The following is a 25,472-nucleotide window of genomic DNA, read 5'->3' as shown; positions in this document are numbered from 1 at the left end:
AGGCGTCAGCCTTGGGCCTTGATCTTGCGCCAGCCTCCGGCCCGGTTGTTGGCGATGATCTGCCGGAGCATGGCCAGCAGGGCGGGCCTGTTGATCGGCTCGCCCTGCCGTACCGAGATCATCCTGGCGGTCTTGTTGCCGTGGCCCGCGGTGATGATGCCTTCGGGGTCGGGCACGATCGCGCCGTCGTACAGGAACACGTTGACGTGGTTCTTGGCCGCCAGCAGCGCGCAGACGTTGCCCCGCAGCACGAAGTACGGCAGGACGGTGCGCTTGACCGTCTCGCCCAGCTCGGGGTCGGCGGCGTGGGCGAGGTCGCGCACCTCCTGGCAGATCGCCTGCTGCCACTCGGGCAGGGCGTCGATGTAGGCGTCGACTCGCGGGTCACGGGTGTAGGACATCGTTCCTCCTCATGTACGTCTTCACCCGGGACGTAGAAGCCGACGCCCTGTTCTCGACATGCTTCAGGCAAGCTCTTCGCGCAGGATCGCCAGCGCCCGCTCGACACCGGAGACGTCACGCCCACCGGCCACCGCGCGGCGCGGGTCCTTGCCGCCCGCGCCGCCGCCCACCGCCCCGGCCGCCCGCCGGGCGATCTCCGGCGCGCCGGAACCGCCCTCGGCCAGGTCGACCGAGAGCGCGACCGTCCTGCCGTCGGGCGAGCCGACCAGGCCCACCGCGCGGACGCCGGCCGCCAGGACCTCGCCGGCCAGGTGCCGCAGCGCCGCCTGGTCGCGCCCGTCACACCGGCGCACCACGACGCCGCCCTCCGCCCCGCGCGCCATCGCCGCGGCCAGCTCCCCGTCCAGCTCGGCCGCCAGCCGCCTGCGCTCGCGCTCGGCGCCGCGCGCGGACTCCCGCAGCCGCTCGATGCCGTCCGGCACCTCGCCCGGCTCGCTCTTGAGCAGCCGCGCGGCCGTACGCAGCAGCGCGCGCTGCCCGCGGACCTCCTCGAACGCCGCCAGGCCCACCCGCGCCTCCACGCGCCGCAGGTTGGCGCCGATGGACGACTCGGCGGTGATGAGCACCTGGCCGATGTCGCCCAGCCGGGAGACGTGGGTGCCGCCGCACAACTCCATGGAGTGCTCACCGGCCTTGACCACGCGCACCACGTCGCCGTACTTCTCGCCGAAGAAGGAGATCGCGCCCGCGCGCCTGGCCTCGTCGTAGCCGGCCCGGGTGACCTCGACCGGATGGTTGCCGAGGACCTCGGCCGCGATCAGCGCCTCGACCTCGTGGATCTGGTCGTCGGTGAGCGGCGCGTGGTGGTTGAAGTCGAAGCGCAGGTGGTCGGGGGCGACCAGCGAGCCCTGCTGCCGCACGTGCCCGCCGACGACCTTGTTGAGCGCCCAGTGCAGCAGATGGGTGCCGGTGTGGCTGCGCCGCAGCGCCGCGCGCCGGTCCCGGTCGACCTCCAGGCGTACCCGCTGGCCCGGCTCCAACGTGCCCTCCTCCACCTCGACCAGGTGGCGGATCACGCCGGGGACGGGCGCGTCGGTGTCGAGCACCCGGCCCTGCCCGGTCGGTCCGCGGACCTGGCCGGTGTCGCCGATCTGGCCGCCGCCCTCGGGGTAGAAGGGGGTGGCGTCGGCGTACAGCTCGGCGCGGCCCCGCTCGGTCGCGGTGACGCGCAGCAGGGTGGCGTCGGCCTCGGTGACCTCGTAGCCCAGGAACTCCGTGGTGCCGGACTCGTCCAGGACCTCCCGGCCGGTGCCGCTCGTGGTCACGGCCTTCACGACCCTCGGGCCGGCCCGCCGGCGTTCCATGGCCGCGGCGAAGCCGTCCTCGTCCAGAGCCAGCCCGCGCTCGGCCGCGACCTCTCTGGTGAGCTCGATCGGGAAGCCGTGGGTGTCGTGCAGCAGGAAGGCGACCTCGCCGGAGATCCCCTCCCGCCCGGCCAGGCCGTCGAGCAACCCGAGCCCCTGGGTGAGCGTCTCGTGGAAGCGGTGCTCCTCACGCTCCAGCGTCTCCTGGACCTGCTCGATCGTACCGGCGAGCTCCGGATACCCCTGGCCCATGACCTGCGCGACCGCTCCCGCCATCCGCGGCAGCACGCCGGAGCGCGCCCCGGCCCGGCGCGCGTGCAGGGCCGCCCGCCTGATGATGCGGCGCAGCACGTACCCGCGCTCCCCGTTGCTCGGGACGACGCCGTCGGCCAGCAGAAACGTCATCGACCGCGCGTGGTCGGCGACGATGCGCAGGCTGACGTCACGCCCCTCATCCATCCCGTACGGCCGGCCGCACGCCTCCTCGGCCACCGAGATCAACCGCTGCGCCACATCGGTCTCGAACACCGACGAGGTGCCCTGGAGGATCGGCAGGATGCGCTCCAGGCCCGCGCCCGTGTCGATGTTGACCTGCGGCAAGGGCCGCAGGGAGCCGTCTTCAAGCCGGTTGTAGGTCATGAAGACGAGGTTCCAGATCTCCACGAACCGGTCCTCGCCACCGTGCGCGGGCCCGCCGTCGGGCCCGAGCTCGGCGCCCATGTCGTAGAAGATCTCAGAAGAGGGCCCGCAGGGTCCGGTGGGCCCCATCTCCCAGAAGTTGTCGCCGGTGAGCCGCTGGATCCGCGCGAAGGGCACTCCCGCGATCTCCCGCCACAGCTCGGCCGCCTCGCCGTCGCTCTCGTGCACGGTCACCCACAGCCGGTCGGGATCGATGCCGAGCACCTCGGTGAGGAAATCCCACCCGTATTCGATGGCCGTGCGCTTAAAATAGTCGCCGAAGCTGAAATTGCCGAGCATCTCGAAGAACGTGAGATGGCGCCGGCTGATGCCGATCACGTCGATGTCGTCGTGCTTGCCGCGGACCCGCACGCATTTCTGCGCGGTGGTCACCCGGGTGAAGCCGGGCCGTTCCTCGCCCAGGAAATACGGCAGGAAGGGCACCATGCCCGCGTTGACGAAGAGCGGGGCGGCCGCGTGTGCCGGGATGAGACCTGCCGACGACCGGCGCTCGTGGGCGCGCGCGGTGAAATAGTCCAGGAACGCTGACCTGAGCCGGTCGGCGGTCATCGGCATTTTCGCTCTCCTTTTTCGCTCGCTGATTTCCGCCGAAGGTAGCAATGCGGAGCCGGGAACTCCTCTGGTTTTCCGGCTGTCGACGCCCATGCCTTGACGTCCTAGGGTTGATCCGTTGACAACCCCTGTGGAGGACAGATGTCGCTGGCACGACTCGCCTTAACCGCAGCGGCGACGGGCTCGCTGGTCGCGCTCGTAGCCACCCCCGCCTCGGCTGTCTCGGCCGACCGGCCGCCGAAGACGACCAAGGGCCCGTGCGCCTACACCCAGACGCCCGACGAGCCGCCGGCCCGCTGGGTGCACCTACCGCCGGACCCGCGCCGCACCCCCACCCGGCCGGTCTCCGCCGTCCTGGAGACCAACCACGGCGACATCCGCCTCAGGCTCGACCCGGTCAAGGCGCCGTGCACTGTCCAGAGCTTCGTGCACCTGATCAGGCACCGCTTCTACGACCGCACCTCCTGCCACCGCCTGACCGCCTACGACCGGCTGAAGGTGCTGCAGTGCGGCGACCCGAGCTTCACCGGAGAGGGCGGACCCGGCTACAAGTACAAGGACGAGTTGCCGACCGACCTGCCGCCGTGGCCGGGCGACCCGACGGGCGTGCGCAAGACGTACGCGCGCGGCCTGCTGGCCATGGCCAACGCCGGGCCCAACACCAACGGCAGCCAGTTCTTCCTGGTCATCGGCGACTCCGGGCTGGCGCCCAACTACACGGTCTTCGGCACCGTCGACGGCCCCGGCCTGGCCGCCCTCGACCGGATCGCGGCCGGTGGCATCCAGCCCACCCCGGACGGCCCGACACCGCCCGTGGACGGCAAGCCGGTCCTGCCCGCCGACATAAGGGACGCGCGGATCAGCCGCCGCTGACGTCGGACTCCCGCCCGGTGGGGCCGCCGCGCCACGGCCCCACCGTGGGGAACAGGATCGTCCATCTCCCCCACGTCACGCCGGCCGAGGTGCGGGAGCCGTTCGCCGCCTATCTGCGGACGTAGACGGTCTCCAGGGCCAGGAAGAGCTCGGCCGCCTGCCGCGGGTGGTCGACCGAGCGGCCGGTGAGCTCCTTCACCCGGCCCAGCCGGTAGCGGACGGTGTTGCGGTGGCAGAAGAGCGCCTGCGCGGTACGCACCGTCGAGCCACCCTCCGCGAACCACGTGTAGGCGGTGGCCAGCAGGGCGTCCCGGTCGTCGGCGGGCAGGTCGAGCAGCCTGCCGAGCACCCTGTGGGCCAGGTCGTCGGCGGTCTCCAGACTGCTGGCCACCAGGGTGGCCACCGGGCGGTCGCCGTAGTGGGAGACGCCTTCGGCGCCCGCCGCCAGCGCCAGCCTGGCCAGCCGCAGCGCCGCCGCGGTCTGCGAGATCTGCTCGTAGGCGGGGCTCACCCCGTAGCGTCCTCCCGTCAACGCGGGAAACGCCGCGTTCTCCGGCAGCGGCAGTACGGCCAGCCGCTCCGTCGGCAGGTGCCGCCACACCGCGGCGACCGGCATCCCCGCGGTGACCTCGGCGGCGATCACGTGGAAGCGTCCGCGATGCGGCAGCCCGAGCGCGTCGGCGCTCTGCCGGATCCGCACCGGATCGGTGCCCAGCAGGGCGTCGAAGAGCACGTCCCGATCCCGCCTGGCCCGCTGGTCGCGCTCGGCCTCCACCTCGCGGTAGGCGGTCCGGATGGCCTCCGACATGAGGTCGAGCCCGAGCCACATCTCGCTCGCGCTGGCGATGAGGATCGCGTGCTCGTCGTCGCCCGCCTCGGCGACGAAGCTCTCCCACAGGAACTGGGTGCCCACCCGGTAGCTGTGCAGCAGCGCGGCCAGCGGCACTCCCCGCTCGGCGCGGCGGCGGGCGTTGGCCTCGGTGGAGGCGGTCGAGATCCCCGCGCCGCCCGACAGGTGCGTGAGCGAAAGCCGCAACTGCCCGGCGCAGACCGCGGCCAGGTCGTCCGGCGGCACCACGGCCAGTTCGGCCTCCGCGGCGCGCACCCGCCTTGCCAGCTCGCCGCCCAGTTCGTCCACCCGCTCCAGCAACCGCGCGCTCAGCGCCGCGAACCTGGGATCCACCCGCTCATTGTGCCACGACACAATCTGCCGAACCGGATTCGCGACCGGTGAACGTTGCCCGCCGGTGATCCGCGAGACAGGCTGGCCTGGTGGCCTACTCCGACTTCCAGCTCGAGATCTACCTCAACGGCCTGACCGGCGCGCTCCCGCCGTACTCGGTGGACCCGGCCAAGCTCCAGGAGGCCGCCCGCAGCCTGCTGGAGGAGGGCCCCTACTGGTACGTGGCCGGCTCGGCCGGCAGCGGCGAGACCGACGCGGCCAACCGGGCGGCGTTCCTGCGGCGCGCGATCGTGCCCAGGATGCTGCGCGAGACCACCGAGCGCGACCTGAGCACCGAACTGTTCGGCCGTACCTATCCCGCGCCGCTCGCCCTGGCACCGATCGGCGTGCAGTCGATTGTGCACCCGCACGGTGAACTGGCGACCGCTCGCGCCGCCGCCTCGCTGGGGCTGCCGACCATCCTGAGCACCGCCTCCTCGCACACGCTGGAGGAGGTGGCCGAGGCGGGCGGGCCGCGCTGGTACCAGCTCTACTGGCCGCACGACGACGAGGTCACGCTCAGCCTGCTGGAACGGGCCCGCAAGAACGGCTACGACACGCTCGTGGTCACCCTCGACACCTTCACGCTGGCCTGGCGGCCCAACGACCTCGACCGCGCCTACCTGCCGTTCCTGCGCGGGACCGGGCTCGCGATCCCGCTGTCCGACCCGGTCTTCCGGTCCCGGCTGGAGCGGCCGGTCGAGGAGGACCTCAACGCCGCGATCATGACGTGGGCGCCCATGTTCAACGGCCGCGCCCACACCTGGGACCAGCTCCCGCTGCTGCGTGACAACTGGGACGGGCCGATCGTCCTCAAGGGCATCCAGCATCCGGACGACGCCCGTCGCGCCGCCGACGCGGGCATGGACGGCGTCGTCGTCTCCAACCACGGCGGCCGCCAGGTGGACGGCGCGCTCGGCTCGCTCGACGCGCTGCCCGGGGTCGTCGCGGCGGCCGGGGACCGGCTGACCGTGTTGTTCGACTCCGGCATCCGGACCGGGGCGGACATGGTCAAGGCGCTCGCCCTCGGGGCGCGGGCCGTACTCCTTGGCCGCCCTTACGTCTGGGGGCTGGCGTGCGGCGGCGAGGACGGCGTGCGGCACGTCGTGCGCGCGCTGCTCGCCGACCTCGACCTCACCCTCGGCCTGGCCGGCTTCCGCACCCCGGCCGAACTCGACCCGTCGATCCTGGAGGAACGATGAACCTGGAGCCCATCCCCACCGACCAGTTGTCCTTCCCCATGCCGGCGAAGTTCGACGACGTGGCCGACGAGCGGCGCCACCGCCAGGAGCGCCTGGTCGCCGCGCTGCGGCTGTTCGGCCGCTTCGGCTTCGAGGAGGGCGTCGCCGGGCACATCACCGCCCGCGACCCCGAGCACACCGACCATTTCTGGGTCAACCCGTTCGGCATGAGCTTCAAGCACATCAAGGTCAGCGACCTCATCCTGGTCAACCACGAGGGCCAGGTCGTCCACGGCCGCCACCACGTCAACCAGGCCGCGTTCGCCATCCACGCGATGGTCCACCAGGCCCGCCCCGACGCCGTGGCCGCCGCGCACTCACATTCCGTGTACGGCAAGGCCCTGTCCTCACTCGGCGCCATGCTGGAACCGCTCACCCAGGACGCCTGCGCCTTCTACGAGGACCACGGCCTGTTCGACGACTACACCGGCGTCGTCGTGGAGACCGAGGAAGGCCGCAGGATCGCGACGGCGCTCGGCTCCCACAAGGCCGTCATCCTGCGCAACCACGGCCTGCTGACCGTGGGCGACTCGGTGGACGCCGCCGCCTGGTGGTTCATCACGATGGAGCGCTCGTGCCAGGCGCAGTTGCTGGCGAAGGCCGCGGGCCCGACTGTGCGGATCGACCACGACCAGGCCAAGCTCACCCACGGCCAGATCGGCAACGACTTCGTCGGCTGGCTCAACTTCCAGCCGCTTTACGAGCAGATCATCCGCACCGAGCCCGACCTTTTCAACTGATATTTCCCAATAAGATCACCACATCGTCGCTCGCCTCCGGGCCGCCGTCGGCCGCTACCGCTTCGGCCGGACGGCCGCCGTCATCGCCGCCCTCTACCTGGTCGCCGGGGCCGTCGTCCTGGCGGGCTCCGTCGTGTCCGGCGACGACTGGGATCTGGGCTCGTTCTGGGGCTTCGGCCTCAGAGACCGCCACACGCTGGTGGTTCTCGTGTACAGCGGGCTCCATGCCTGGATGTTGTGGCAGGTGCTGCGCGGACCGGCGCTGCCCCGGGCGGAACGCCTGCCGCCGGTCGTGGCCTGGCTGCGGCGCCTGCTCTATGCGGGGATCGCCGGAGACCTGCTGCTCTGGGAACTCGTCGACATCCTGTCCGACCCCGTGGCGGACTTCGGGAGTTCGGCTCTGTGGGTCGCCACGGTGATCCTGCTGTTCCGCGTGATCTCGGGGGTCCCGGCGTGGTTCCGGGTGGTGGCCGTCGCGCTCAGCCTGGCCGGCCTCGTGTCGGATTTCTTCGGCCGCCTGCCCCCGGTGGGCACCGTCCTGCTTGCGGTGGCGGGCTCCGCCTTGACGGTGATGATCCTCATCGGGCAGGTCCGGGACGGTCGCTGGAGCGCCGCCACGATCGGCATCGGGCAGCTCAGCCTCCTCCCCCGGCTGATCTTCCCCCTGATCATCCTCAACGACGCCCTCGGGGAGCTGTACTTCAGCGGCCTGGTGACCCTGTTCAACGCGCTCGGCGTCTTCTTCACGGTGTGGATGGCGCGGACCGCGCAGGAACTCGCCCGTCCCGACGCCGCCGCGGGACCCGCCGCCGCCCGCGCGCCGAGGGCGTACGTCGCGTTCCTGCTCGCCCTGCCGGTCCTCTTGGTCGGCTCCGAGGAGAGCGCCCGGTTCAGCTTCACCGCCGCGCGGGAGACCTGCCCCGCCTACGCCGACCCGCGCGACGCGTTCCTGTGCCTGGCCAGGAGCGAGGAGAACGCCGTCAGGGCGCCCATGTTCCCCGAGGACCAGCCTGACCAGCGCGTCCTGGCGCACGGCGCCGACCTGTGCGCCTTACCCACCGCCAAGGAGCGCGGGGACCACCTCGAGGCCGTGGGCGGCTCGGCCGAGCCGCCGGAGCTCGCCGCCGCCCTGGAGTTCCTGTGCCCGGGCATCCTCGCCCGGCAGAAGGCCGACGAAGCGCGCGTACAGGCTGAGTACGACCGTGTCCGCGAGCGTGAACAGGCCGAGTGGAAGGCTTACCTGGCCAAGACGAACGCGCGCTGCTCCGACCCGTGGCGCCGGCAGCGGGCTGTCCGGCAGGGCACCTCCGGGTACCTGCTGTTCGAGGGCGGCGGCTACGCCGTCTTCGACGACCGGGACGAGGTCTCCGGCGAGGGCGCCGACTTCTTCAGGGCCGCCGAGGACGGCTTCATCGAAGCTGTTGGCACCAGCGCGTCCATCATGACGTTCGGCGGGAACGAGCCGATGTGCCTCACGGTCAAGGCGTTCAAGAAGGCTCCGCCGCTGCGCCTCAAGGGCTGGGACAAGGTGGTCGAGGTGGGGATCGCCAGCCGGACCGGACGGTTGGTGGTGCCGCCCTACCCGGAGTGGGGCGACAGCGGCGCGATCGGCCCGCTGCCGAACCTGGCCGTGACCGGGCCGGGGAAGTACCGGATGCGCGTGTACGCCCGCGAGTTGCCCTGGGACGACCTCGACCCCGACGCCCCCGGCGAGGAACACCTGATCGTCGTCTACCCCGGCCGCTCCACCGAGAAGATCACCTGGCGCTGACCGGCTCAGGTGCGCAGGCTGGTCAGGATGCGGTCGAGGCTGGCCAGGTCGTCGGGGTCCAGGGCGAGCAGGGAACGGGGCGGGCGGGCCAGGATGCGCTCGGCGGCCTCGGCGGCGGCCGTGCCCTCCGGAGTCAGGGTGACGATCTTGATACGGCGGTCGTCGGGGGAGACGCTGCGGGTCACGTAGCCGCGTTCCTCCAGGTCGTCCACCATCAGGGTCGTGTACGGCTTGTCCGTCGACAGCTCGGCGGTCAGCTCCCGCATGGTCATCGGCCCGGACAGCAGGCGGCGTAGCGCCTTGACCCGGAAGAAGCTCACGCCCAGCGTCTCGGCCACCTCTTTGCGGCGGTCCTCCTGCCGCAGGACGATGTCGTACATGGTGGTCCACACACGGGTCACCGCCTCCTGGTCGAGGGTGTCGCTCATGAGGCGTCCGCCGTTCTGTCGGGAGCTGGGGCAAGCCGTTCCGCGGTACGGGCGGCGCTCCGGCGAGCCCAGCCGGTCGTGGTCAGAATACCGAGCAGCGCGATGGCGAGCCCGCAGCCTGCGACGATCCACCATCCGACGCGGCTGGCCGAGGGGAACCCGGTGGCGAACGACCCCACCACCGCCGAGGTCACCAGCGAGCCGATGATCGCGACGCCGAGCGACTGACCGATCTGGCGGCTGGTCGAGGCCACGGCCGCGGCCACCCCGGCCTGGGTGCGCGGCATGCCGGACACGGCGGTGTTGGTGATCGGCGCGTTCAGCATGCCGAACCCCAGCCCGAACAACACGTACGCGGCCATGAGCCGCCAGGTCGGCGTCTCCGCCGTGAGCCCCGTCATGATCAGCCCGCTGGCCGCCATGGTGGTTCCGGCCAGCAGCAGCGGCACCCGGGGACCGGCGTTCGCGACGATCCGCCCCGACAGCGGCGAGCAGACCAGCGTCAACCCGGCCATGGGCAGCGTGTAGAGCCCGGCGTGCAGGGCGGACAGCCCCAGCACATCCTGGAGATAGAGCGTGTTGACGAACAGGAACCCGCCGAAGGCGGCGAACCCGCACACCGCGGTCACCGTGGCCCCGGTGAACGGCGCACTGCGGAAGAAGCGCAGCTCGATCAGGGGTTCGGCACGGCGCAGCTCGTACGGCACCAGAAGAACGAGCGCCAGCCCCGCGACCGCGAACCCGCCGACCGTCCACGGCGACCCCCACCCGAGCGCCGGAGCTTCGATGAGCGTGAACGTCAGGACGGCCAGCGACACGATGACCAGCACCTGCCCGACCGGGTCCACCCGGCGCGGCCGCGGCGCGCGCGACTCCGGCACGAACCGCGCGCACAGCACGAACACCGCCAGCCCCACCGGGATGTTGATCCAGAAGATCGCCCGCCACCCGACCGTCCCCACCAGCGAGCCCCCGACCAGCGGCCCCAGCGCCATGCTGACCCCGATCACGCCACCCCACACCCCGATGGCCCGCGCCCGCTCGCGCGGCTCGGTGAACGTGTTCGTGATGATCGACATGGCGACCGGGTTGAGCATGGAACCCCCGACCGCCTGCAGCGCCCGCGCCGCGATCAGCCAGCCGAGGCTCGGCGCGAGCGAGCACATCAGCGAGCCGAGCGTGAACAGCACCAGCCCCATCTGGAACGTACGGCGCCGCCCGATCCGGTCACCCGTCGAACCGGCCAGCATGAGCAGGCTCGCCAGCACCACCGTGTACGCGTCGATGATCCACTGCAGGCCGGAGAGGGAAGCGTGCAGGTCGCGCCGGATGGAGGGCAGCGCGATGTTCACGATCGTGTTGTCGAGGCCGACGATGAACAGGCTCGTACAGCAGATGGCCAGCACGAGCATCCGCCGCCGTGAGCTCAGCCCGGGTCGCTGACTCGTTATAGTCATAGAACGATTATATTCGCATAACTAACCTATCGGACGTTCCAGTCTTCCTTCCGGGGCGGATAGGCGAAGGTCTGGACATCCGCCCAGTCCTCCCCCACGACCCGGTAGTCATGCGCGGCCTCGCTGGCGGCATGGTCGCGACCGACGTCGACCGTGTCGGCGACCGACCAGGCGCCGCCGACCCGGTGCTCCACCGTGTAGAGGAACTCGTTGTAGCCCGAGGCGGACACCGACGTGTTGACCACGGTGAGCGAACGCTGTCCCGCCGTCAGGTGCGGAGGGATGATGATGACCTGGTTGCGCCACTTGTAGACGCCGTCCTCGAGCAACGGCCGCCATTGGCCCGCCGGACTCCCGTTGACGGTGATCGTCGCATGTTGCAGGCCCACGCCCACGTCCAGGCGGCGGGTCAGGCGTACACCGGTGTTGGCGGGGTCGACGGCCACCGTGAACCGGCTCGACCCGCCGCGCGGAAACGCCCGCCCGTCGTCGCTGACGACCTGGGCAGGGCGCACCGCCCGGTCGGGCGCCTCCCCCCGCGCCATCAACCAGGGGCCGATGGCGGCCACCGCCACCAGAGCCGACAGCCCGACCCACCACCAGCGCCGTCCGGCGGCCGGAGGCGCCTCCTCCTCCTTGCCCCCCGCGGGCAGCCGACCGATCCGCACCCGATCCCACGCCCGCTCCCAAGCCGGAACCTGATCATCGGGAACACGGCACCCCCGCAGGAAGGCCACCATGACCGCCTTCTTGGGAAAGCGCCGACCGGCCAGCATGTCCGCGCAGGTCGTACGCGGCAGCCGCGCCCCGCCCGCCCGCTCGGCCCGCGTCTCAAGCTCCCTGAGCGACACATCGGCCCGCGCGAACTCCTCGGCCAGCAGCCTCGCCAGGTCCTCGTGGCTGATCACCGAATCCAGCCCACCCCTATCGACCACGACAGAAAGTGTACGAGCGATCGCCGAACGTGTCCGGGAACGGCCGAGTCCGTCCGCGGCGCTGTTGGACACCCGGTCGGGGCGGCTTGGCTGACATCAGCCACACAGGCGAACCGAACAGGAGACATCCACCATGCGCGTAAGAAGCGCCCTCGTAGCCGCCCTCATGGCCGCCGGAACCCTGGCCATCCTCACCAGCCCGGTACAGGCCGACCCGAACTGGCCCTTCCCGAACGACTGCGACAAGAAGGACTACAGCAAGTACATGAGCTGGGGATGGCGCCAGGGCCGGATCGACTTCACCTACGACCACGTCGACAACAACATCCACAACTTCTACCGGAGCACCTGGCGCGACACCGGCGAGAAGGTCGGCAACGGCTGGGCAAGCTGCATCAACCCCGGACAGAGCCGCCCATGACCCTCAAACTCGCCCACCTGGCGCCTCTGCTCCTCCTCACCCCCGCGGACGCCCAGACCGCGACCACCTCGGCCCCATGACCGGCGGCACCGGCGTGTCCCGGGCCCTGTGCCCGAGCAGCCACATCGTCCGCCACTTCTGGAACACCCAGGGCCCCGACCACCCCTGACCCAAAGCCCGGACGGGCCCACCATCACGGGCCCGTCCGGACCCCAGGCATGTCCCTCGGGGGCTTGACGTATCAAATGAACGGTCTTTTAATTCGGGCATGGGCCGCATCGCCGGCGTCACCGCCGCCGAGACACGTCAACGGCTGCTGCACGCCGCCGCCGAGGCGTTCGCCGAGCGCGGGTACGACGGAACCAGGGTGGCCGACATCGCCGCCGCCGCCGGGGTCAGCAACGGGGCGCTCTACGCGCACTTCGGTTCCAAGGCCGACCTGCTCGTGGCCGCGCTGCGCGCGCACGGCCCGCGACTGCTGGCCGAACTGCTCACCGCCGAGCCCGACCGCTCGATCACCGATCTGCTCCTCATCGTCGGCGGCCGCCTGCCCGAACGGCGCGAGGCCGCGGGCTACCTGATCGTCGAAGCCCTGGTGGCCGCCCGCCGGGACGAGGAACTGGCCAGGCCCATGCGCGGGTACGTCGGCGAGCGCGCCGACTGGCTGGCCGGGCTGGTGGAGGCGGCCCAGCACGCCGGGGAGATCGAGTCCGACCTGTCGCCGGACGCCCTCGCCCACTTCTGCCTCCTGCTCGCGATGGGCAGCGCCCTGATCACCCCCGACCTGCACGCCGTCGACGCCGGGGAGTGGGCCAAGCTGCTCTCCCGCGTCGTGACCGCGCTAGGAGCACAGGAGCACAAGCAGTGAAAGTCCACATCAACGCCGAACGATGTCAGGGTCACGGGCGGTGCTACGACCTGTCGCCCGAGCTGTTCACCGAGGACGACGAGGGTTATGGGCAGGTCGCCGGCGACGGCCTCGTTCGGGACGCCGCCGTACCCGCCGCCCGGCTGGCCGCGGCCAACTGCCCGGAACGCGCGATAGCCGTACAGGAGGCGTGAGATGACCGTCGACGACCGCTTCACCCCAGCCGCGGACGACCGGCAGGACGCCCCGCTCGAAGGCACCCGCAACGAGATCATCACCGGCCCCGTCGCCGACTGGGCGACCGATTTCTCCCACACCGAGGGGGAATGGGCGGCTGATCCGTACCCCATCCAGGACGATCTGCGGCAGCGGTGTCCCATCGCGCACACCGAGCGGTTCGGCGGCGGATGGCTGCCCACCCGCTACGAGGACGTCGCCGCGATCGCCTACGACACCGAGAGCTTCTCCTCGCGCTCGATCATCATGAGCAACTTCCGCCCGCCCAAGGAGATCGCGCCCGTGGGCGGCGTGCCGCCGATCTCCTCCGACCCGCCCTTCCACCACGACGCGCGCAAGCTGCTGCTGCCCGCCTTCACCAAGACCGAGGTGGGCAAGAGAGAGGCGGCGACCAGGGCGTTCTGTCATTCGCTGATCGACGCCATGGAGGGCCGGGAGGTCGTGGACGCCGCCCGCGACTACGCCCAGCACATCCCGGTACGCGTCATCGCCGACATGCTCGGCTTCCCGGCGGAGGACGGGCCCAGGTTCCGCGAGTTCATCGAAAGCGCGCTGGAAGGCGTCAACCTGCCGCCGGACCAGCGCATCGCCAACATGGGCAGGCTCTTCGACTACCTGCTGGTCCAGATCCGCGACCACCTCGACCGCCCGCGCGAGGACCTGACCACCTTCCTCATCGACGCCGAGCTGTACGGCCAGAAGCTCTCCCCCGACCACGTCGCCGGCACGATGGCCCTGCTTCTCATCGCCGGCATCGACACCACGTGGAGCGCGATCGGCGCCTCCCTGTGGCACCTGGCCAAGACCCCCGCCGACCGCGAACGCCTGGTCGCCGAGCCGGAGCTGCTGCCGACCGCCATGGAGGAGTTCCTGCGCGCCTACGCGCCGGTGACCATGGCGCGGCTGGTCAAGGAGGATCTGAGCTGGAACGGCGTGGAGATGAAGGCGGAGGACTGGATCCTGCTGTCGTTCCCCGCCGCCAACCGCGACCCCGCCTACTTCGAGCGCGCCGACGAGGTCGTGATCGACCGCGAGGTCAACCGGCACGTCGCCTTCGGCCTCGGCATCCACCGCTGTGTCGGCTCGCACCTGGCCCGCATGGAGCTCCGGATCGCGCTGGAGGTGTGGCTGGAACGCGTCCCGTCCTTCACCCTGTCCGACCCGGACGCCGTCACCTGGGCCACCGGCCAGGTCCGCGGCCCCAGAACCCTTCCGATCCGGCGCCTCTGACCACGGTCGCCGCAGCCCCGTCGGGCACTGACATCAGCCTCGCCGTCACCGTCCCGCTCTATCTCGTGCCGGCCCGCACCCGATCGGCCGGCCTCGCCCCGGTGGTCTAACGACCGGCGGTTTCGCGGGTGAGCCAGCGTCCGACGGCGGCCATCGCCGTACCCCCGCTGTCGGCGTCGATGCGCTCGGCGAGGTCCGCGACCGTGACCTCGCCGAGCGCCCGCGCCCAGGCCTCCTCGGCGGCCGCCATCGCGCGGGCGATCGCGCAGGGCCGCTCACACCGCTCGGCCGGAAGGGCCAGCGGCCCACGCTGACGGATCTCAGTACACCGGTAGGCGGGCTCGGTGCCGTCGATGGCCCGTACCACCTCCAGCGCAGAAATCTCGGCCGCGGGCCTGGTCAGGGAGTAGCCACCGACCTGGCCCGCCGTGGAGCGCACGATGCCCGCCCGCGACAGCGCCTGCAGATGCTTGGCCAGGTAGGCGGGCGGGGTGCCGTGCAGTTCGGCGAGCCGCGCCGCGGGCACGGGCTCGCGGCTCTGGCTGAGCGTGACGCAACTGTGCAGCGCCCACTCCACCCCGTTGGACAGCTTCATGGCCCCATCTTACGGACATTTTCTGTCCGAGTTGTGTGATAGAACTCGGATAGAGAATGTCCGAGATCAATGGAGGCTGGACGATGGGCAAGCAGACGCTCGGCATGGCCGGGCTGGCGATGTTCGTGGCGGCGGCCAACCTGCGGCCGGCGATCGCCGCCGTCTCCCCGCTCGTGGACCGCATCCGCGCCGACCTGGACCTGACCGCGACCGCCGTCGCGCTCCTGACGACCATCCCGACCCTGGCCATGGGCCTGTGCGCGCCACTCGCCGCCGTGGCCGGCCGGCGTCTCGGGCTTCAGCGCGGTGTACTGCTCGGCCTGGCCGTCATCACCCTGGCCACGGCCGCCCGCGCCGCGGGCGCGTCCACCTGGCTGCAGCTGAGCTGCGCGGCGGCGGTCGGAGCCGGGATCGCCATCGCCCAGACCCTGCTCCCCGCCGTCGTGAAGACCCGCTTCGCCGACCGCGCCGGCCTCGCCACCGGCGTCTACACCGCCGGGCTCGGCGCGGGCGGCGCCGTCGCGGCCGGGGTCAGCTCTCCCCTGGCCGGCTTCCTGAACTCGTGGCCCGGCGCGCTGGCGTCCTGGTCCCTGCTCGCGCTCGCCGGCACCGCCGTCTGGACGGCATCGCGGCGCTCACTGGCCCTGCACGATGCGACCGCCCCCGCCGGCCCCGCCACCAGGGGCCTGCCGTGGCGCAGCGCCGTGGCCTGGCGGGTGACCGTCCTGTCGGCCGCCAGCTCCGCCCTGTACTACTGCGAGCTGGCCTGGATCGTGCCCCTTCTGCGGGAGAGCGGCACCGGCGGCGGTGGCCTGCTGACCGTGATGATCGGCATCCAGGTGGCGGCGATGCTGGCCGTACCCGCGCTGCTGGGCGAGCGACGAGACCGTCGCGTAGGACTGGCACTGACGACCACCCTCACCGCCATAGGCTTCGCCGGCCTGTCCCTCGCTCCCGCCACGGCGACCTGGCTGTGGATAACCACCCTGGGCGTCGGCCACGGCGGCCTGTTCACCCTGGTCCTCACGCTCCCCGTGGTCCTCAGCCACGACGCCGCGCAGGCGGGCCGCATCAGCGCGATGGCCTTCTTCATCGGGTACGGCTGCGCCGCCCTCGCCCCCGTCCTCGTCGGCGCCCTGCGCGACACCATGGGCGACTTCCGCCTCGCCTTCGGCGCCCTGGCGGCGGTGACGGCACTGACCCTCATCCCGGTGACCAGGTTGAGTAGGGGGTTGCTCATGCCGGCAGGAACCCCGCAACCACACGATGGTCCTAGAAACCACGAAAGGGACCCATCATGACGAGCACCACAGAACAGACCCGCGTCCCTCTGAGCACGGACGACCGCGCGCGGGTCAAAAGGCTCACCGAAGAGGTCAAGAGCCGCCTCTACGAGGTGAGCCTCATCATGGGCCGCACCCTGGACCGCGACTTCCCCGCCGACTCGCTGGTCAAGTACGAGCCCAAGCAGAGCACCCAGGCCGACGACGGCCAGACCATCGAGGTCGTCATCATCGCCCTGCCCGACGGCACGTTCGCCTGCCTACAGGACCCACCCGGCATCTCCGTCTACCCCTGCTGAACCCCGGACACGCAAAAGAGCCGCCTCACGATCGAGAGCGGCTCTGCTTGTACTGATGAGACTGGGTGGGGCTACCAGGACTTGAACCTGGGACCTCTTATCCGCACAGTCAGGCGATCACGCCGACCAGGCGGATCATGGATTCCGCTGGTCACGAGGCGAGCAGGGCCAACGCTCGTGAATCTCGGTGAATCCAGCTCAAGATCGTCTCTCCCCACTTTCCCCGCTAGGGCTTCACGACCAGCGCCGTGCGGTCGCCAGCCAAGATCTCTTGTACTCCACCCCCGTCCACCACGAGGTCTGGGCGGCGCTCGATGACGGATTCGGGCTCGCGCCGGCTGCAGCCGCACCACACATCGTCATCACCAGCGGTGGATGGGAGCAGGCAGAGAGCTGGTCAGGATGGGTGATGCGGCTACGGGACCGGCGCGGCGACGGCTGCACTGAGAAGGGCACCGAAGTCGTGCAGGGCGGCCTGGGGCGGCGTATCCCAGAGGCCACCGACGCAGTTCCTGCGCGCGCCGCGACGCCAACGTAGGCCAAGCAGCCCAGCTGCTCGAAGACCCGGCTACGATTCCACCGCAGGTTCCGCGCTCGGCACATCAGCCGCCCGCCGGCTGGTGTAGACGGGACTTGTCAGCCGGACGAGGGTCCTACGGACACCCGGTCCTGTCGATGCACCAGACAGACATCATCTACTACGGCACCGACCTCTTCGACTACATCCAGCAGGAGTTCGGCGGAGCCGGCCTCGGCATCAACCCAAACTGGACTCCGCCAACAGTCGTCCCCTTCTGGCGCGACTTCCTATAACCGGTGGCCAGTTCGGACTGGCTGCAAAACTGCTGGCGCAGTGAACATGCAGAGAGCCCGCCCCCAACGCCGAAAGGGAGCGGGCTTTCCTCTTGTGGGATCATACGACCGAACGAATGTGCGACACGAAGAGGTTCAGCCTTCTGAAACCTTCACCTTGGCCCCCCACGAGAAGGCGCTCCCGTGCAGTTCGACCGCTTCGAGTTGAGCGCCCTCTGGCACGTCGAAGACGATCGGGCCGGAGGCAGTGCCGCCGGGCGGGATCCGATCGAACGTTGGCCCAGTTTCACGTACGCGGACACTGTCATACTCCGCCCCGCCCGCCTGCAGCTTTTGAGGGGCGACCGCGAACGTCTGAGCACTGGAGCCGGTGTTCTGCACCGACATCCTGACGAGGACGAATTCGCCCTGGGGGATCAGTTCGGCCGACATGCCCTCGACGGGGCCCTGTCGCTCGACCGCAATGACGACGATGCGGAAATCACCAACCGTGACCACCTGGCCCATGGGCGCCTGCGGGGCGAAGGGCCCGTACCCGTCCATGGCGGCGATGGCACCGAGAACGCCCAGGGCACCGACGACAGCGCCGATGCACAGCATGACGAATGCGAATGCCCGGCTGTGTTTCCTCGGCTGGACCGACGGTGGCGCGCCGCAGGATGGATCGTGGTGCGGCGGAGGCGTAAACGGGTTCTGGGGTAGACCAGGATCGGGGGGCATCTCCCCCAAACGCTCAGACATCAAGGCCTCCATAGCCACTTTGGGCGTTCGCGATGGTAAATCGCGCAGCGTCTCATCATTGCAACGAGCCCACCAGCCCTGCCTAGCAGCTACAAGGCAGGCAATGCCGCGCTTCAAGACGTCAGACTGAATCACCATCGGAGTCCAGGAAAGCCATCGTGCGGGGCAGGCGTCGTTCGGCTTCGGCCCAATCCTCACAATCCCACTTCTGCCCAAGCCAGCCGTAGTCGGAGGGACGCCGCTCGACGACGGCATCAAGGAAGGCGTCCTTGACGCCCAATTTCTTGCAGGCCCGCGACGCCACGTAGCCCAGGCGCTCGAACTCCGGCCGCTCCTCGTCTGTCCAGCACCACAGCTTGGCGTACGCCGCCACCACCTCAGGCAGCGTGGTCAGGAGGTCCGGCTGCTCGACGACCTTCTCGTACGGCTCGCGCCCCAAGCTGATCAGCCAGCGCACGCCGTAGTCAAAGCCGTCAATCGACGACCCGAACACCCGCCAATACGCGCCGAGCAGGTCGTATTCGAGGCCACGAGCATGCGTCGTCTCATAGAGGACCTGGTATTCGACGATCTCCTGCAGCGGCATGCGAGACAGCTCGTTCTCCAACCACTCCAAGCGCGCCTGTCGCGTGGAGTGTTCAGCGCCGGAGCGTTCGATCAGATCCCAGAAGGCTGCAAGGTCCATGCGGGCATGATGGCACTCGCCGCGAACCATTTCGTCCCGCAGTCCAGGGCGCAGGGAGCGCTGCTGCCATATCCTGAGGGGCACGCTACTGGCCAGCGCGTCCCGGCCTGCGTTGGTCAACACGAGCAGCCGCGCTCAGCCAACCAGTCGTCCGCGAGAGGGGGCTCCGAATCCTGGCCTCCCTCTCCATTAGTCGTGAAGGTCTAGTCGCTGCGTCAGGTCCCCCACGGGCCCTACGAGCCAAACTTGCTCGAAACCGATGCTGGCTGCCCATGCGCCATGATCTGAGCGGAATCGAGCCACAACAGATCGCAGGGCTGCTCTCACACTGTCTGTAGCATCCAAGGCAAGTATCACTCGGGGATCAGCTCGTGTAGCCTTCGCCGCTATTGCGAGGCGTATGGCCTCCACCACCACCTCGTAATCCTCACTACGAGCGTACGAAGGTTGACGGTCTAGAGTCCTCCACGCGTGCCGCTCGATCGTTGTGACTTGGATTTGTAGCGTCAAGCCAGCATCGTCCTGGGCGACACAGTCCACACCCCGTTCGTCGCGAGCGCCGGCGCTCAAGACCTCCGGATCGCTCCATTTGGCGCCACGCTGGTTGAGGGCCAGCACCAAGGTCTGTGCGGTACGGAGTTCACGCTGTTCCTTCCCTGATGCTCTACCTCCGATGTAGTCGGAAATGCGGCCATCAGAAGTGGCATCCGCACTGGCTGACCGGCCATCTGGGCCACCGCGATGGACACGTATCGCCTCGGTTCCGTCATCGCCATAGCCATCGGCCACCAGCGACTCGTAAACACCAGCGCTGTCTTGCAGGAACACCTGGTGGACAGACGGCTCAGGATGTGTCTCCGCCATATGGCGCCCCCAACCTGCTCTTCGCTGGATAGATCCAGGACGGTAATAGCGCAGTTAGACACTCACCATACGCAAAGACCGCTACCCGAAGATCGAATAGCGGCCTCTTGCCTGTTCAGACTGGGTGGGGCTACCAGGACTTGAACCTGGGACCTCTTCCTTATCAGGGAAGCGCTCTAACCGTCTGAGCTATAGCCCCGCGCACACCGAACGTTATCGCATCCGCCGAACGGGTGCGAACCGGTTGTTCGGACGAGGAAAAGCTTACCGTGCCCGCCCCACTGCTCGCGCCGCCCCCAGCCAGAAGACGCACGGGGGCGGCGAAGACAAGCGGTGGCTACTCGGCCTCGCTGAAGGTCACCTCGACGCCGCCCACCAGATCGGAGGCGATGTTGTAGATGACCGCGCCCAACGTGGCCAGCGCCGTGATCAGCACGACGTTCACCGCGCCGATCAGCGCCGTGTAGCCCAGGATGCGCACCGGCTCGAACCAGGAGGCGATGTTGATCGGGATGGCGTTCTGGCCCTGCTCGCCCTTGCCGAGCTGGTTGACCAGGTCGACCAGTGAGTCGAACACGCCCAGGGCCGACAGCACGCCGTACAGTACGGCGACCGCCACGAACAGCACCACGAAGCAGACCAGGGACACCACGAAGCTGAACTTCATGGCCGACCAGGGCTCGATCCGGCGCAGGACCAGGTGGGCCTTGCGCGGCAGCCTGGCCCCGGCGGCGCCTCCCGCGGCCTTCTTCTTGGTGGGTAGCTCGATCTTGGGTGGCGGAGGGGGAGCCTCGGTGGCGAGGGACGGCCGGACGCGGACCGTGTCGTTGCCCTCTTCCGGAGCCTTGGCCGGTGCCTCCGGCGCCCTCTGCTCTTCCCTGACCGAGTCGACGGTCTCCGCCGGCTTGTTCTTCTGAGGCTGCTGCTGCGACTGGCCGTTCTCACGAACGACCGGCTTGGTCTTGGCGGGACCACCCTGGGCGGCGCTCATCCGTTACTCTCCTCCCCCGTCTTCCTCTGCCTCGACCGAAGCCTCCAACGACTCGGCGTTTCGGGCGAGAGCCACCACGCTGTCGCCTTCGGCGAGATTCATCAAGCGCACTCCCATGGTCTGGCGGCCGGACTGCTTGATCTGCCCGGCACTCGTCCGGATCACCCCGCCCGCTGACGTGATCGCGAAGACCTCGTCCTCCGGGTTGACCATGACGGCTCCAACCAGCTTGCCACGTGCGCTGACAATTTTCGCCGTCAGCACGCCCTTACCGCCACGGCCCTGAACTGGATACTGGTCCACGGGCGTCCGCTTCGCGTACCCAGCCTTGGTGGCAATAAGCACATCTTGACCGTCTGCGATGCGATTCATGGCGAGAAGTTCGTCGCCTTCGAGGAACCTCATCCCGATGACACCGCTGGTCGCGCGGCCCATCGGGCGCAGCGCGTCGTCGGAGGCGGTGAACCTGATCGACTGCGCCCCCTTCGACACGAGCAGCAGGTCATCCTCCTCCGACACCAGCCGGGCGGCGATGACCTCGTCGTCGTCGCGGAGGTTGATCGCGATGAGGCCGCCGGTCCTGGGGGAGTCGTACTCCGCCAGGCGCGTCTTCTTCACCAGGCCGCTGCGCGTTGCCAGCACCAGGTACTGCGCGACGTCGTAGTCACGCAAATCCAGAACTTCCATGACTGTTTCGTCGGGCTGCATGGCAAGAAGGTTCGCGAGATGCATGCCCCGCGCGTCCCGTGCCACGTCAGGCAGCTCATACGCCTTGACCCGGTACACGCGCCCCTTGTTCGTGAAGAACAGCAGCCAGTGGTGCGTCGTGGTGACGAAGAAGTGGTCGACGATGTCGTCCTGGCGCAGCTGCGCGCCGCGCACGCCCTTGCCGCCGCGCTTCTGCTGACGGTAGAGGTCGGTCTTGGTGCGCTTGGCGTAGCCGTCGCGCGTGATCGAGACGACCACGCCCTCCTCGGCGATGAGGTCCTCGATCGACATGTCGCCGTCGTAGGCGATGATCTCGGTACGCCGCTCGTCGCCGAACTTGTTGACAATCTCCGTCAGCTCTTCGTTGACGATCTCCCGCTGGCGTGCCTCGCTGGCCAGGATCGCGTTGTACTCGGCGATCATGGCCATCAGCTGGTCGTACTCGTCCTGGATCGACCGGCGCTCCAGGGCGGCGAGCTTGCGCAACTGCATGTCGAGGATGGCCTGCGCCTGCACCTCGTCGATGTCCAGCAGCGACATCAGGCCCTGCTGGGCATGCGAGGCCGACTCGGACGCGCGGATGAGGGCGATGACCTCGTCCAGCCGGTCGAGCGCCTTCAGCAGCGCGCGCAGGATGTGCGCGCGCTCCTCGGCCTTACGCAGCAGGTAGCGCGTCCGGCGGACGATGACCTCGATCTGGTGGGCCACGTAGTGCCGGACGAACTGGTCGAGCCGCAGCGTACGCGGCACGCCGTCGACCAGGGCCAGCATGTTGGCCCCGAAGGTGTCCTGCAGCTGGGTGTGCTTGTAGAGGTTGTTCAGCACCACCTTGGCGACCGCGTCGCGCTTGAGCACGATCACCAGCCGCTGCCCGACCCGCGAAGAGCTCTCATCGCGTACGTCGGCGATCCCCGTCAGCTTGCCTTCCCGGACCAGCTCGGCGATCTTCAGCGCCAGGTTGTCCGGGTTGACCTGATAGGGCAGCTCGGTGACGACCAGCGCCTGGCGGCCCTTGCCGTCCTCCTCGACCTCGACCACCGCGCGCATGGTGATCGAACCACGGCCGGTGCGGTAGGCGTCCTCGATGCCCCGGCGGCCCACGATGAGCGCGCGGGTCGGGAAGTCGGGCCCCTTGACCAGCCCGATCGCCGCTTCGAGCAGCTCCTCGTCGGGGGCCTCGGGGTTTTCCAGGCACCACTTGACCGCGGCAGCCACCTCGCGCAGGTTGTGCGGCGGGATGTTGGTGGCCATGCCGACGGCGATGCCGCCCGAACCGTTGACCAGCAGCTGCGGGAACCGCGCCGGCAGGACGTCCGGCTCCTGCGACTTGCCGTCGTAGTTGGGGCGGAAGTCGACGGTGTCCTTGTCGATGTCGCGCAGCATCTCCATGGCGATGGGCGCGAGCTTGCACTCGGTGTAGCGCATCGCCGCCGCCGGGTCGTTGCCCGGCGAGCCGAAGTTGCCCTGCCCGTCGACCAGCGGGTAGCGCAGCGACCAGGGCTGCGCCAGCCGTACCAGCGCGTCGTAGATCGACGTGTCGCCGTGGGGATGGTAGGTGCCCATCACGTCACCGACGACGCGCGCGCACTTGAAGTAGCCGCGATCGGGACGGTAGCCGCCGTCGTACATCGCGTAGAGGACCCGGCGGTGCACCGGCTTGAGGCCGTCGCGGACGTCAGGCAGCGCACGGGACACGATGACGGACATCGCGTAGTCCATGTAGCTGCGCTGCATCTCGGACTGGATGTCTACCGGCTCGATGCGCTCAGCCGGGAAACTGGTGTTCACTTCCGTCACAGGTGGTGATCCTTATTCTGGCTAAACGTCGAGGAAGCGGACGTCGCGGGCGTTACGGATGATGAAGTCGCGCCTTGCTTCGACGTCCTCGCCCATCAGCACGCTGAACAGGTCGTCGGCCTGCGCGGCGTCATCGAGCGTGACCAGGCGAAGCAGCCGGGTCTCCGGGTTCATCGTGGTCTCCCAGAGCTGGCCGGCGTTCATCTCGCCGAGACCCTTGAAGCGCTGGACGTTGTCGCGCGGCCGCGGGTCGGGCTTGCCCGCTTCGATGCCGGCCTGGATGACCGCGTCGCGCTCGGTGTCGGAGTAGGCGTACGAGGCGTCGTCACCGCTGCGGTTCCACTTGATCTTGTACAGCGGCGGGCAGGACAGGTAGACGTGCCCGGCCTCGATCAGCGGCCGCATGAAGCGGAACAGCAACGTCAGCAGCAGCGTGTTGATGTGCTGGCCGTCGACGTCGGCGTCGGCCATCAGGATCACCTTGTGGTAGCGCAGCTTCGAGATGTCGAACTCGTCGTGCACACCCGTGCCGAGCGCGGTGATGAGCGCCTGGACCTCGTTGTTCTTGAGAACCTTGTCGATCCGGGCCTTCTCCACGTTGAGGATCTTGCCGCGGATCGGGAGGATCGCCTGGTAGCGCGAGTCGCGCCCGCCCTTGGCGGAGCCGCCGGCCGAGTCGCCCTCGACGATGTAGAGCTCGCACTTCTCCGGGTCGTTCCACTGGCAGTCGGCCAGCTTGCCCGGCAGGCCGCTGCCGGACTCCAGCAGCGACTTGCGCCGGGTCAGGTCGCGGGCCTGGCGGGCGGCGACGCGGGCGCGGGCGGCCTGCAGCGACTTGTTGATGACGTCCTTGGCCTCGCCCGGGTTGCGCTCGAACCAGTCGCGCAGGTGGTCGTTGCAGGCCTTCTGCACGAACGACTTGGCCTCGGTGTTGCCCAGCTTGGTCTTGGTCTGGCCCTCGAACTGCGGGTCGGCCAGCTTCACCGAGATGATCGCGGTCAGGCCCTCGCGGACGTCCTCGCCGGAGAGGTTCTCGTCCTTGCCCTCCTTGAGGAACTTCTGCTCGCGCGCGTAGCGGTTGACGATCGACGTCAGCGCCGCGCGGAAGCCCTCCTCGTGGGTGCCGCCCTCGGCGGTGTTGATGACGTTGGCGAAGGAGTAGACCGACTCCGAGTAGGAGTTGTTCCACTGCATCGCGATCTCGACCGAGATGCCGTCGCCCTCTTCCTCGAAGGCGATGATCGAGGCGTGCGCCGGCTCCTTCTTGCCGTTGAGGTGCTTGACGAAGTCGGACAGGCCGCCCTCGTAGAGGTACTCGACCTGGTGCACCTCACCGTTGATGTGGTCGGGCCGCTCGTCGGTGAGCGTGATCGTCAGGCCCTTGTTGAGGAAGGCCATCTCCTGGAAGCGGCGCGAGAGCAGCTCGAAGTTCCACGTGGTGGTCTCGAAGATCGTGCCGTCGGCCCAGAAGGTGATCTCGGTCCCGGTCTCGTCGGTCGCCTCGCCCTGCTGCAGCGGCGCCAGCGGCTTGGAGTTCTCCAGGCGCAGGTGGTGGTAGTAGCCGTTCTGCTTGACCACCACGTCCATGGCCGTGGACAACGCGTTGACCACGGCTGAACCCACGCCGTGCAGGCCGCCGGAGACGGCGTACGAGCTGCCGTCGAACTTGCCGCCGGCGTGCAGCGTGGTCAGGACGACCTCGACAGCGGACCGCTTCTCGACCGGGTGGATGCCCGTCGGGATGCCGCGGCCGTCGTCCACGACGCGCACGCCGTTGTCGGCGAGTAGGGTGACGTCGATGTGTTTGGCATAACCCGCGAGGGCCTCGTCCACAGCGTTGTCCACGATCTCCTGGACAAGGTGGTGCAGGCCGCGCTCGCCGGTGGAGCCGATATACATACCCGGGCGCTTGCGGACCGCCTCAAGCCCTTCGAGTACGGTGATTGAGCTAGCGTCGTAGGACAAGTGCGAAATCCTCCTGCCGCGGACACGCGGCTGGGTAAGCAGTCAACTACGAGCTGCCCCTGCCGTGCCCGTCACCGTCGTGAGTGCCCCGATGCGCGGTCACCCGGGGGAGTCGGCTTGCTGCCGGGGTGACACGCAAGCGGACGTGTCCGGAATCCGCTTTCATTCTACCGGCTCGGAGCGCCGAAGGTGGCATTGAACGCGCCTGTGGTGCTCTCTAGCTCGTTTTCCCCCCGCTTAAGCATCCCCCCTTTGCGTGGGGGGCTCATCGCGTCTGTGGCTCTCTGATCG

General features: G+C 69.3%; 23 protein-coding genes and 1 tRNA gene. 11 read left to right on the top strand and 13 right to left on the bottom strand.

Annotation, left to right across the window (positions count from 1 at the left end):
- Nucleotides 1-5 precede the first annotated feature (5 nt).
- Together ACIBKY_RS42905 and alaS are read right to left on the bottom strand one after the other, a co-directional pair.
- A complete protein-coding gene (locus tag ACIBKY_RS42905) occupies nt 6-401 on the bottom strand; it encodes a DUF1801 domain-containing protein (RefSeq protein WP_397106322.1) in 396 nt (131 codons plus the stop codon).
- Between the two features lie 63 nt (nt 402-464).
- On the bottom strand, nt 465-3,020 hold the full coding sequence (alaS, locus tag ACIBKY_RS42900; protein WP_397106320.1) for an alanine--tRNA ligase: 2,556 nt from the start codon (nt 3,018-3,020) through the stop codon (nt 465-467).
- A gap of 138 nt (nt 3,021-3,158) precedes the next feature.
- Between alaS and ACIBKY_RS42895 the strand changes: the two genes are divergently transcribed.
- Complete coding sequence (locus ACIBKY_RS42895) at nt 3,159-3,890, top strand: peptidylprolyl isomerase (RefSeq protein ID WP_397106318.1); 732 nt, start codon at nt 3,159-3,161, stop codon at nt 3,888-3,890.
- 109 nt (nt 3,891-3,999) lie between these two features.
- Here the strand turns inward: ACIBKY_RS42895 and ACIBKY_RS42890 are convergent, their stop codons facing one another.
- Nucleotides 4,000-5,073: a PucR family transcriptional regulator gene (locus tag ACIBKY_RS42890; protein WP_397106316.1), complete on the bottom strand. Its 1,074-nt coding sequence runs from the start codon at nt 5,071-5,073 to the stop codon at nt 4,000-4,002.
- A gap of 89 nt (nt 5,074-5,162) precedes the next feature.
- Between ACIBKY_RS42890 and ACIBKY_RS42885 the strand changes: the two genes are divergently transcribed.
- From ACIBKY_RS42885 to ACIBKY_RS42875, 3 genes are all read left to right on the top strand, one after another.
- Nucleotides 5,163-6,314, top strand: coding sequence for a lactate 2-monooxygenase (locus ACIBKY_RS42885; RefSeq protein WP_397106314.1), 1,152 nt, complete (start codon nt 5,163-5,165; stop codon nt 6,312-6,314).
- Entirely contained in the window at nt 6,311-7,093 is a 783-nt protein-coding gene (locus ACIBKY_RS42880) for a class II aldolase/adducin family protein (protein WP_397106312.1), read from the top strand. The genes ACIBKY_RS42885 and ACIBKY_RS42880 overlap by 4 nt, the downstream gene beginning before the upstream one ends.
- Nucleotides 7,094-7,226: 133 nt before the next feature.
- Nucleotides 7,227-8,864, top strand: a complete 1,638-nt coding sequence (locus tag ACIBKY_RS42875; protein WP_397106310.1) for a hypothetical protein — start codon at nt 7,227-7,229, stop codon at nt 8,862-8,864.
- Between the two features lie 5 nt (nt 8,865-8,869).
- Here the strand turns inward: ACIBKY_RS42875 and ACIBKY_RS42870 are convergent, their stop codons facing one another.
- The 3 genes from ACIBKY_RS42870 to ACIBKY_RS42860 are packed head-to-tail and all read right to left on the bottom strand — an operon-like array spanning nt 8,870 to nt 11,684.
- On the bottom strand, nt 8,870-9,292 hold the full coding sequence (locus ACIBKY_RS42870; RefSeq protein ID WP_397106309.1) for a MarR family winged helix-turn-helix transcriptional regulator: 423 nt from the start codon (nt 9,290-9,292) through the stop codon (nt 8,870-8,872).
- A complete protein-coding gene (locus ACIBKY_RS42865; RefSeq protein WP_397106307.1) occupies nt 9,289-10,749 on the bottom strand; it encodes an MFS transporter in 1,461 nt (486 codons plus the stop codon). The genes ACIBKY_RS42870 and ACIBKY_RS42865 overlap by 4 nt, the downstream gene beginning before the upstream one ends.
- 26 nt (nt 10,750-10,775) lie before the next feature.
- Nucleotides 10,776-11,684, bottom strand: coding sequence for a hypothetical protein (locus ACIBKY_RS42860; RefSeq protein WP_397106305.1), 909 nt, complete (start codon nt 11,682-11,684; stop codon nt 10,776-10,778).
- A gap of 133 nt (nt 11,685-11,817) precedes the next feature.
- Between ACIBKY_RS42860 and ACIBKY_RS42855 the strand changes: the two genes are divergently transcribed.
- From ACIBKY_RS42855 to ACIBKY_RS42840, 4 genes are all read left to right on the top strand, one after another.
- Nucleotides 11,818-12,105, top strand: a complete 288-nt coding sequence (locus ACIBKY_RS42855; protein ID WP_397106303.1) for a hypothetical protein — start codon at nt 11,818-11,820, stop codon at nt 12,103-12,105.
- Nucleotides 12,106-12,373: 268 nt separating this feature from the next.
- The gene (locus tag ACIBKY_RS42850; protein ID WP_397106301.1) at nt 12,374-12,973 is read left to right on the top strand and encodes a TetR family transcriptional regulator; all 600 of its coding nucleotides are present in this window, start codon (nt 12,374-12,376) and stop codon (nt 12,971-12,973) included.
- Entirely contained in the window at nt 12,970-13,167 is a 198-nt protein-coding gene (locus ACIBKY_RS42845; RefSeq protein WP_379613037.1) for a ferredoxin, read from the top strand. The genes ACIBKY_RS42850 and ACIBKY_RS42845 overlap by 4 nt, the downstream gene beginning before the upstream one ends.
- A 1-nt stretch (nt 13,168) precedes the next feature.
- A complete protein-coding gene (locus ACIBKY_RS42840; RefSeq protein WP_397106299.1) occupies nt 13,169-14,440 on the top strand; it encodes a cytochrome P450 in 1,272 nt (423 codons plus the stop codon).
- Between the two features lie 106 nt (nt 14,441-14,546).
- On the opposite strand, the gene ACIBKY_RS42835 is transcribed toward ACIBKY_RS42840, so the two are convergent.
- Nucleotides 14,547-15,035: an RrF2 family transcriptional regulator gene (locus tag ACIBKY_RS42835; protein ID WP_397106297.1), complete on the bottom strand. Its 489-nt coding sequence runs from the start codon at nt 15,033-15,035 to the stop codon at nt 14,547-14,549.
- Between the two features lie 56 nt (nt 15,036-15,091).
- Here ACIBKY_RS42835 and ACIBKY_RS42830 point away from each other — a divergent pair, with 56 nt between their 5' ends.
- The 3 genes from ACIBKY_RS42830 (at nt 15,092) to ACIBKY_RS42820 (ending at nt 17,430) form a co-directional block, all read left to right on the top strand.
- Nucleotides 15,092-16,336, top strand: a complete 1,245-nt coding sequence (locus tag ACIBKY_RS42830; protein ID WP_397106295.1) for a CynX/NimT family MFS transporter — start codon at nt 15,092-15,094, stop codon at nt 16,334-16,336.
- Nucleotides 16,333-16,617 carry a hypothetical protein gene (locus ACIBKY_RS42825; RefSeq protein WP_397106294.1) on the top strand — a complete coding sequence of 95 codons (285 nt, stop codon included), beginning with the start codon at nt 16,333-16,335 and terminating at the stop codon, nt 16,615-16,617. The genes ACIBKY_RS42830 and ACIBKY_RS42825 overlap by 4 nt, the downstream gene beginning before the upstream one ends.
- 675 nt (nt 16,618-17,292) lie before the next feature.
- Nucleotides 17,293-17,430 carry a hypothetical protein gene (locus ACIBKY_RS42820; RefSeq protein ID WP_397106292.1) on the top strand — a complete coding sequence of 46 codons (138 nt, stop codon included), beginning with the start codon at nt 17,293-17,295 and terminating at the stop codon, nt 17,428-17,430.
- A 135-nt stretch (nt 17,431-17,565) separates the two neighbouring features.
- On the opposite strand, the gene ACIBKY_RS42815 is transcribed toward ACIBKY_RS42820, so the two are convergent.
- The 6 genes from ACIBKY_RS42815 to gyrB form a co-directional block, all read right to left on the bottom strand.
- On the bottom strand, nt 17,566-18,171 hold the full coding sequence (locus ACIBKY_RS42815; RefSeq protein ID WP_397106290.1) for a DUF4352 domain-containing protein: 606 nt from the start codon (nt 18,169-18,171) through the stop codon (nt 17,566-17,568).
- Between the two features lie 121 nt (nt 18,172-18,292).
- The gene (locus ACIBKY_RS42810; protein ID WP_397106288.1) at nt 18,293-18,856 is read right to left on the bottom strand and encodes a DUF4240 domain-containing protein; all 564 of its coding nucleotides are present in this window, start codon (nt 18,854-18,856) and stop codon (nt 18,293-18,295) included.
- A 989-nt stretch (nt 18,857-19,845) separates the two neighbouring features.
- A tRNA-Ile gene (locus ACIBKY_RS42805) sits at nt 19,846-19,919 on the bottom strand.
- Between the two features lie 138 nt (nt 19,920-20,057).
- Complete coding sequence (locus ACIBKY_RS42800) at nt 20,058-20,711, bottom strand: DUF3566 domain-containing protein (protein ID WP_397106286.1); 654 nt, start codon at nt 20,709-20,711, stop codon at nt 20,058-20,060.
- A 3-nt stretch (nt 20,712-20,714) separates the two neighbouring features.
- On the bottom strand, nt 20,715-23,216 hold the full coding sequence (gene gyrA / locus ACIBKY_RS42795) for a DNA gyrase subunit A (protein WP_397106284.1): 2,502 nt from the start codon (nt 23,214-23,216) through the stop codon (nt 20,715-20,717).
- Nucleotides 23,217-23,237: 21 nt separating this feature from the next.
- Complete coding sequence (gene gyrB, locus ACIBKY_RS42790; RefSeq protein ID WP_397106282.1) at nt 23,238-25,181, bottom strand: DNA topoisomerase (ATP-hydrolyzing) subunit B; 1,944 nt, start codon at nt 25,179-25,181, stop codon at nt 23,238-23,240.
- Between the last annotated feature and the right edge of the window lie 291 nt (nt 25,182-25,472).

Source organism: Nonomuraea sp. NPDC050394 (assembly GCF_044459065.1).
Taxonomy (GTDB): Bacteria; Actinomycetota; Actinomycetes; order Streptosporangiales; family Streptosporangiaceae; genus Nonomuraea.
Note: the sequence above shows the minus strand (reverse complement) of the source record. Positions and strands in the feature narration are given on the sequence as shown.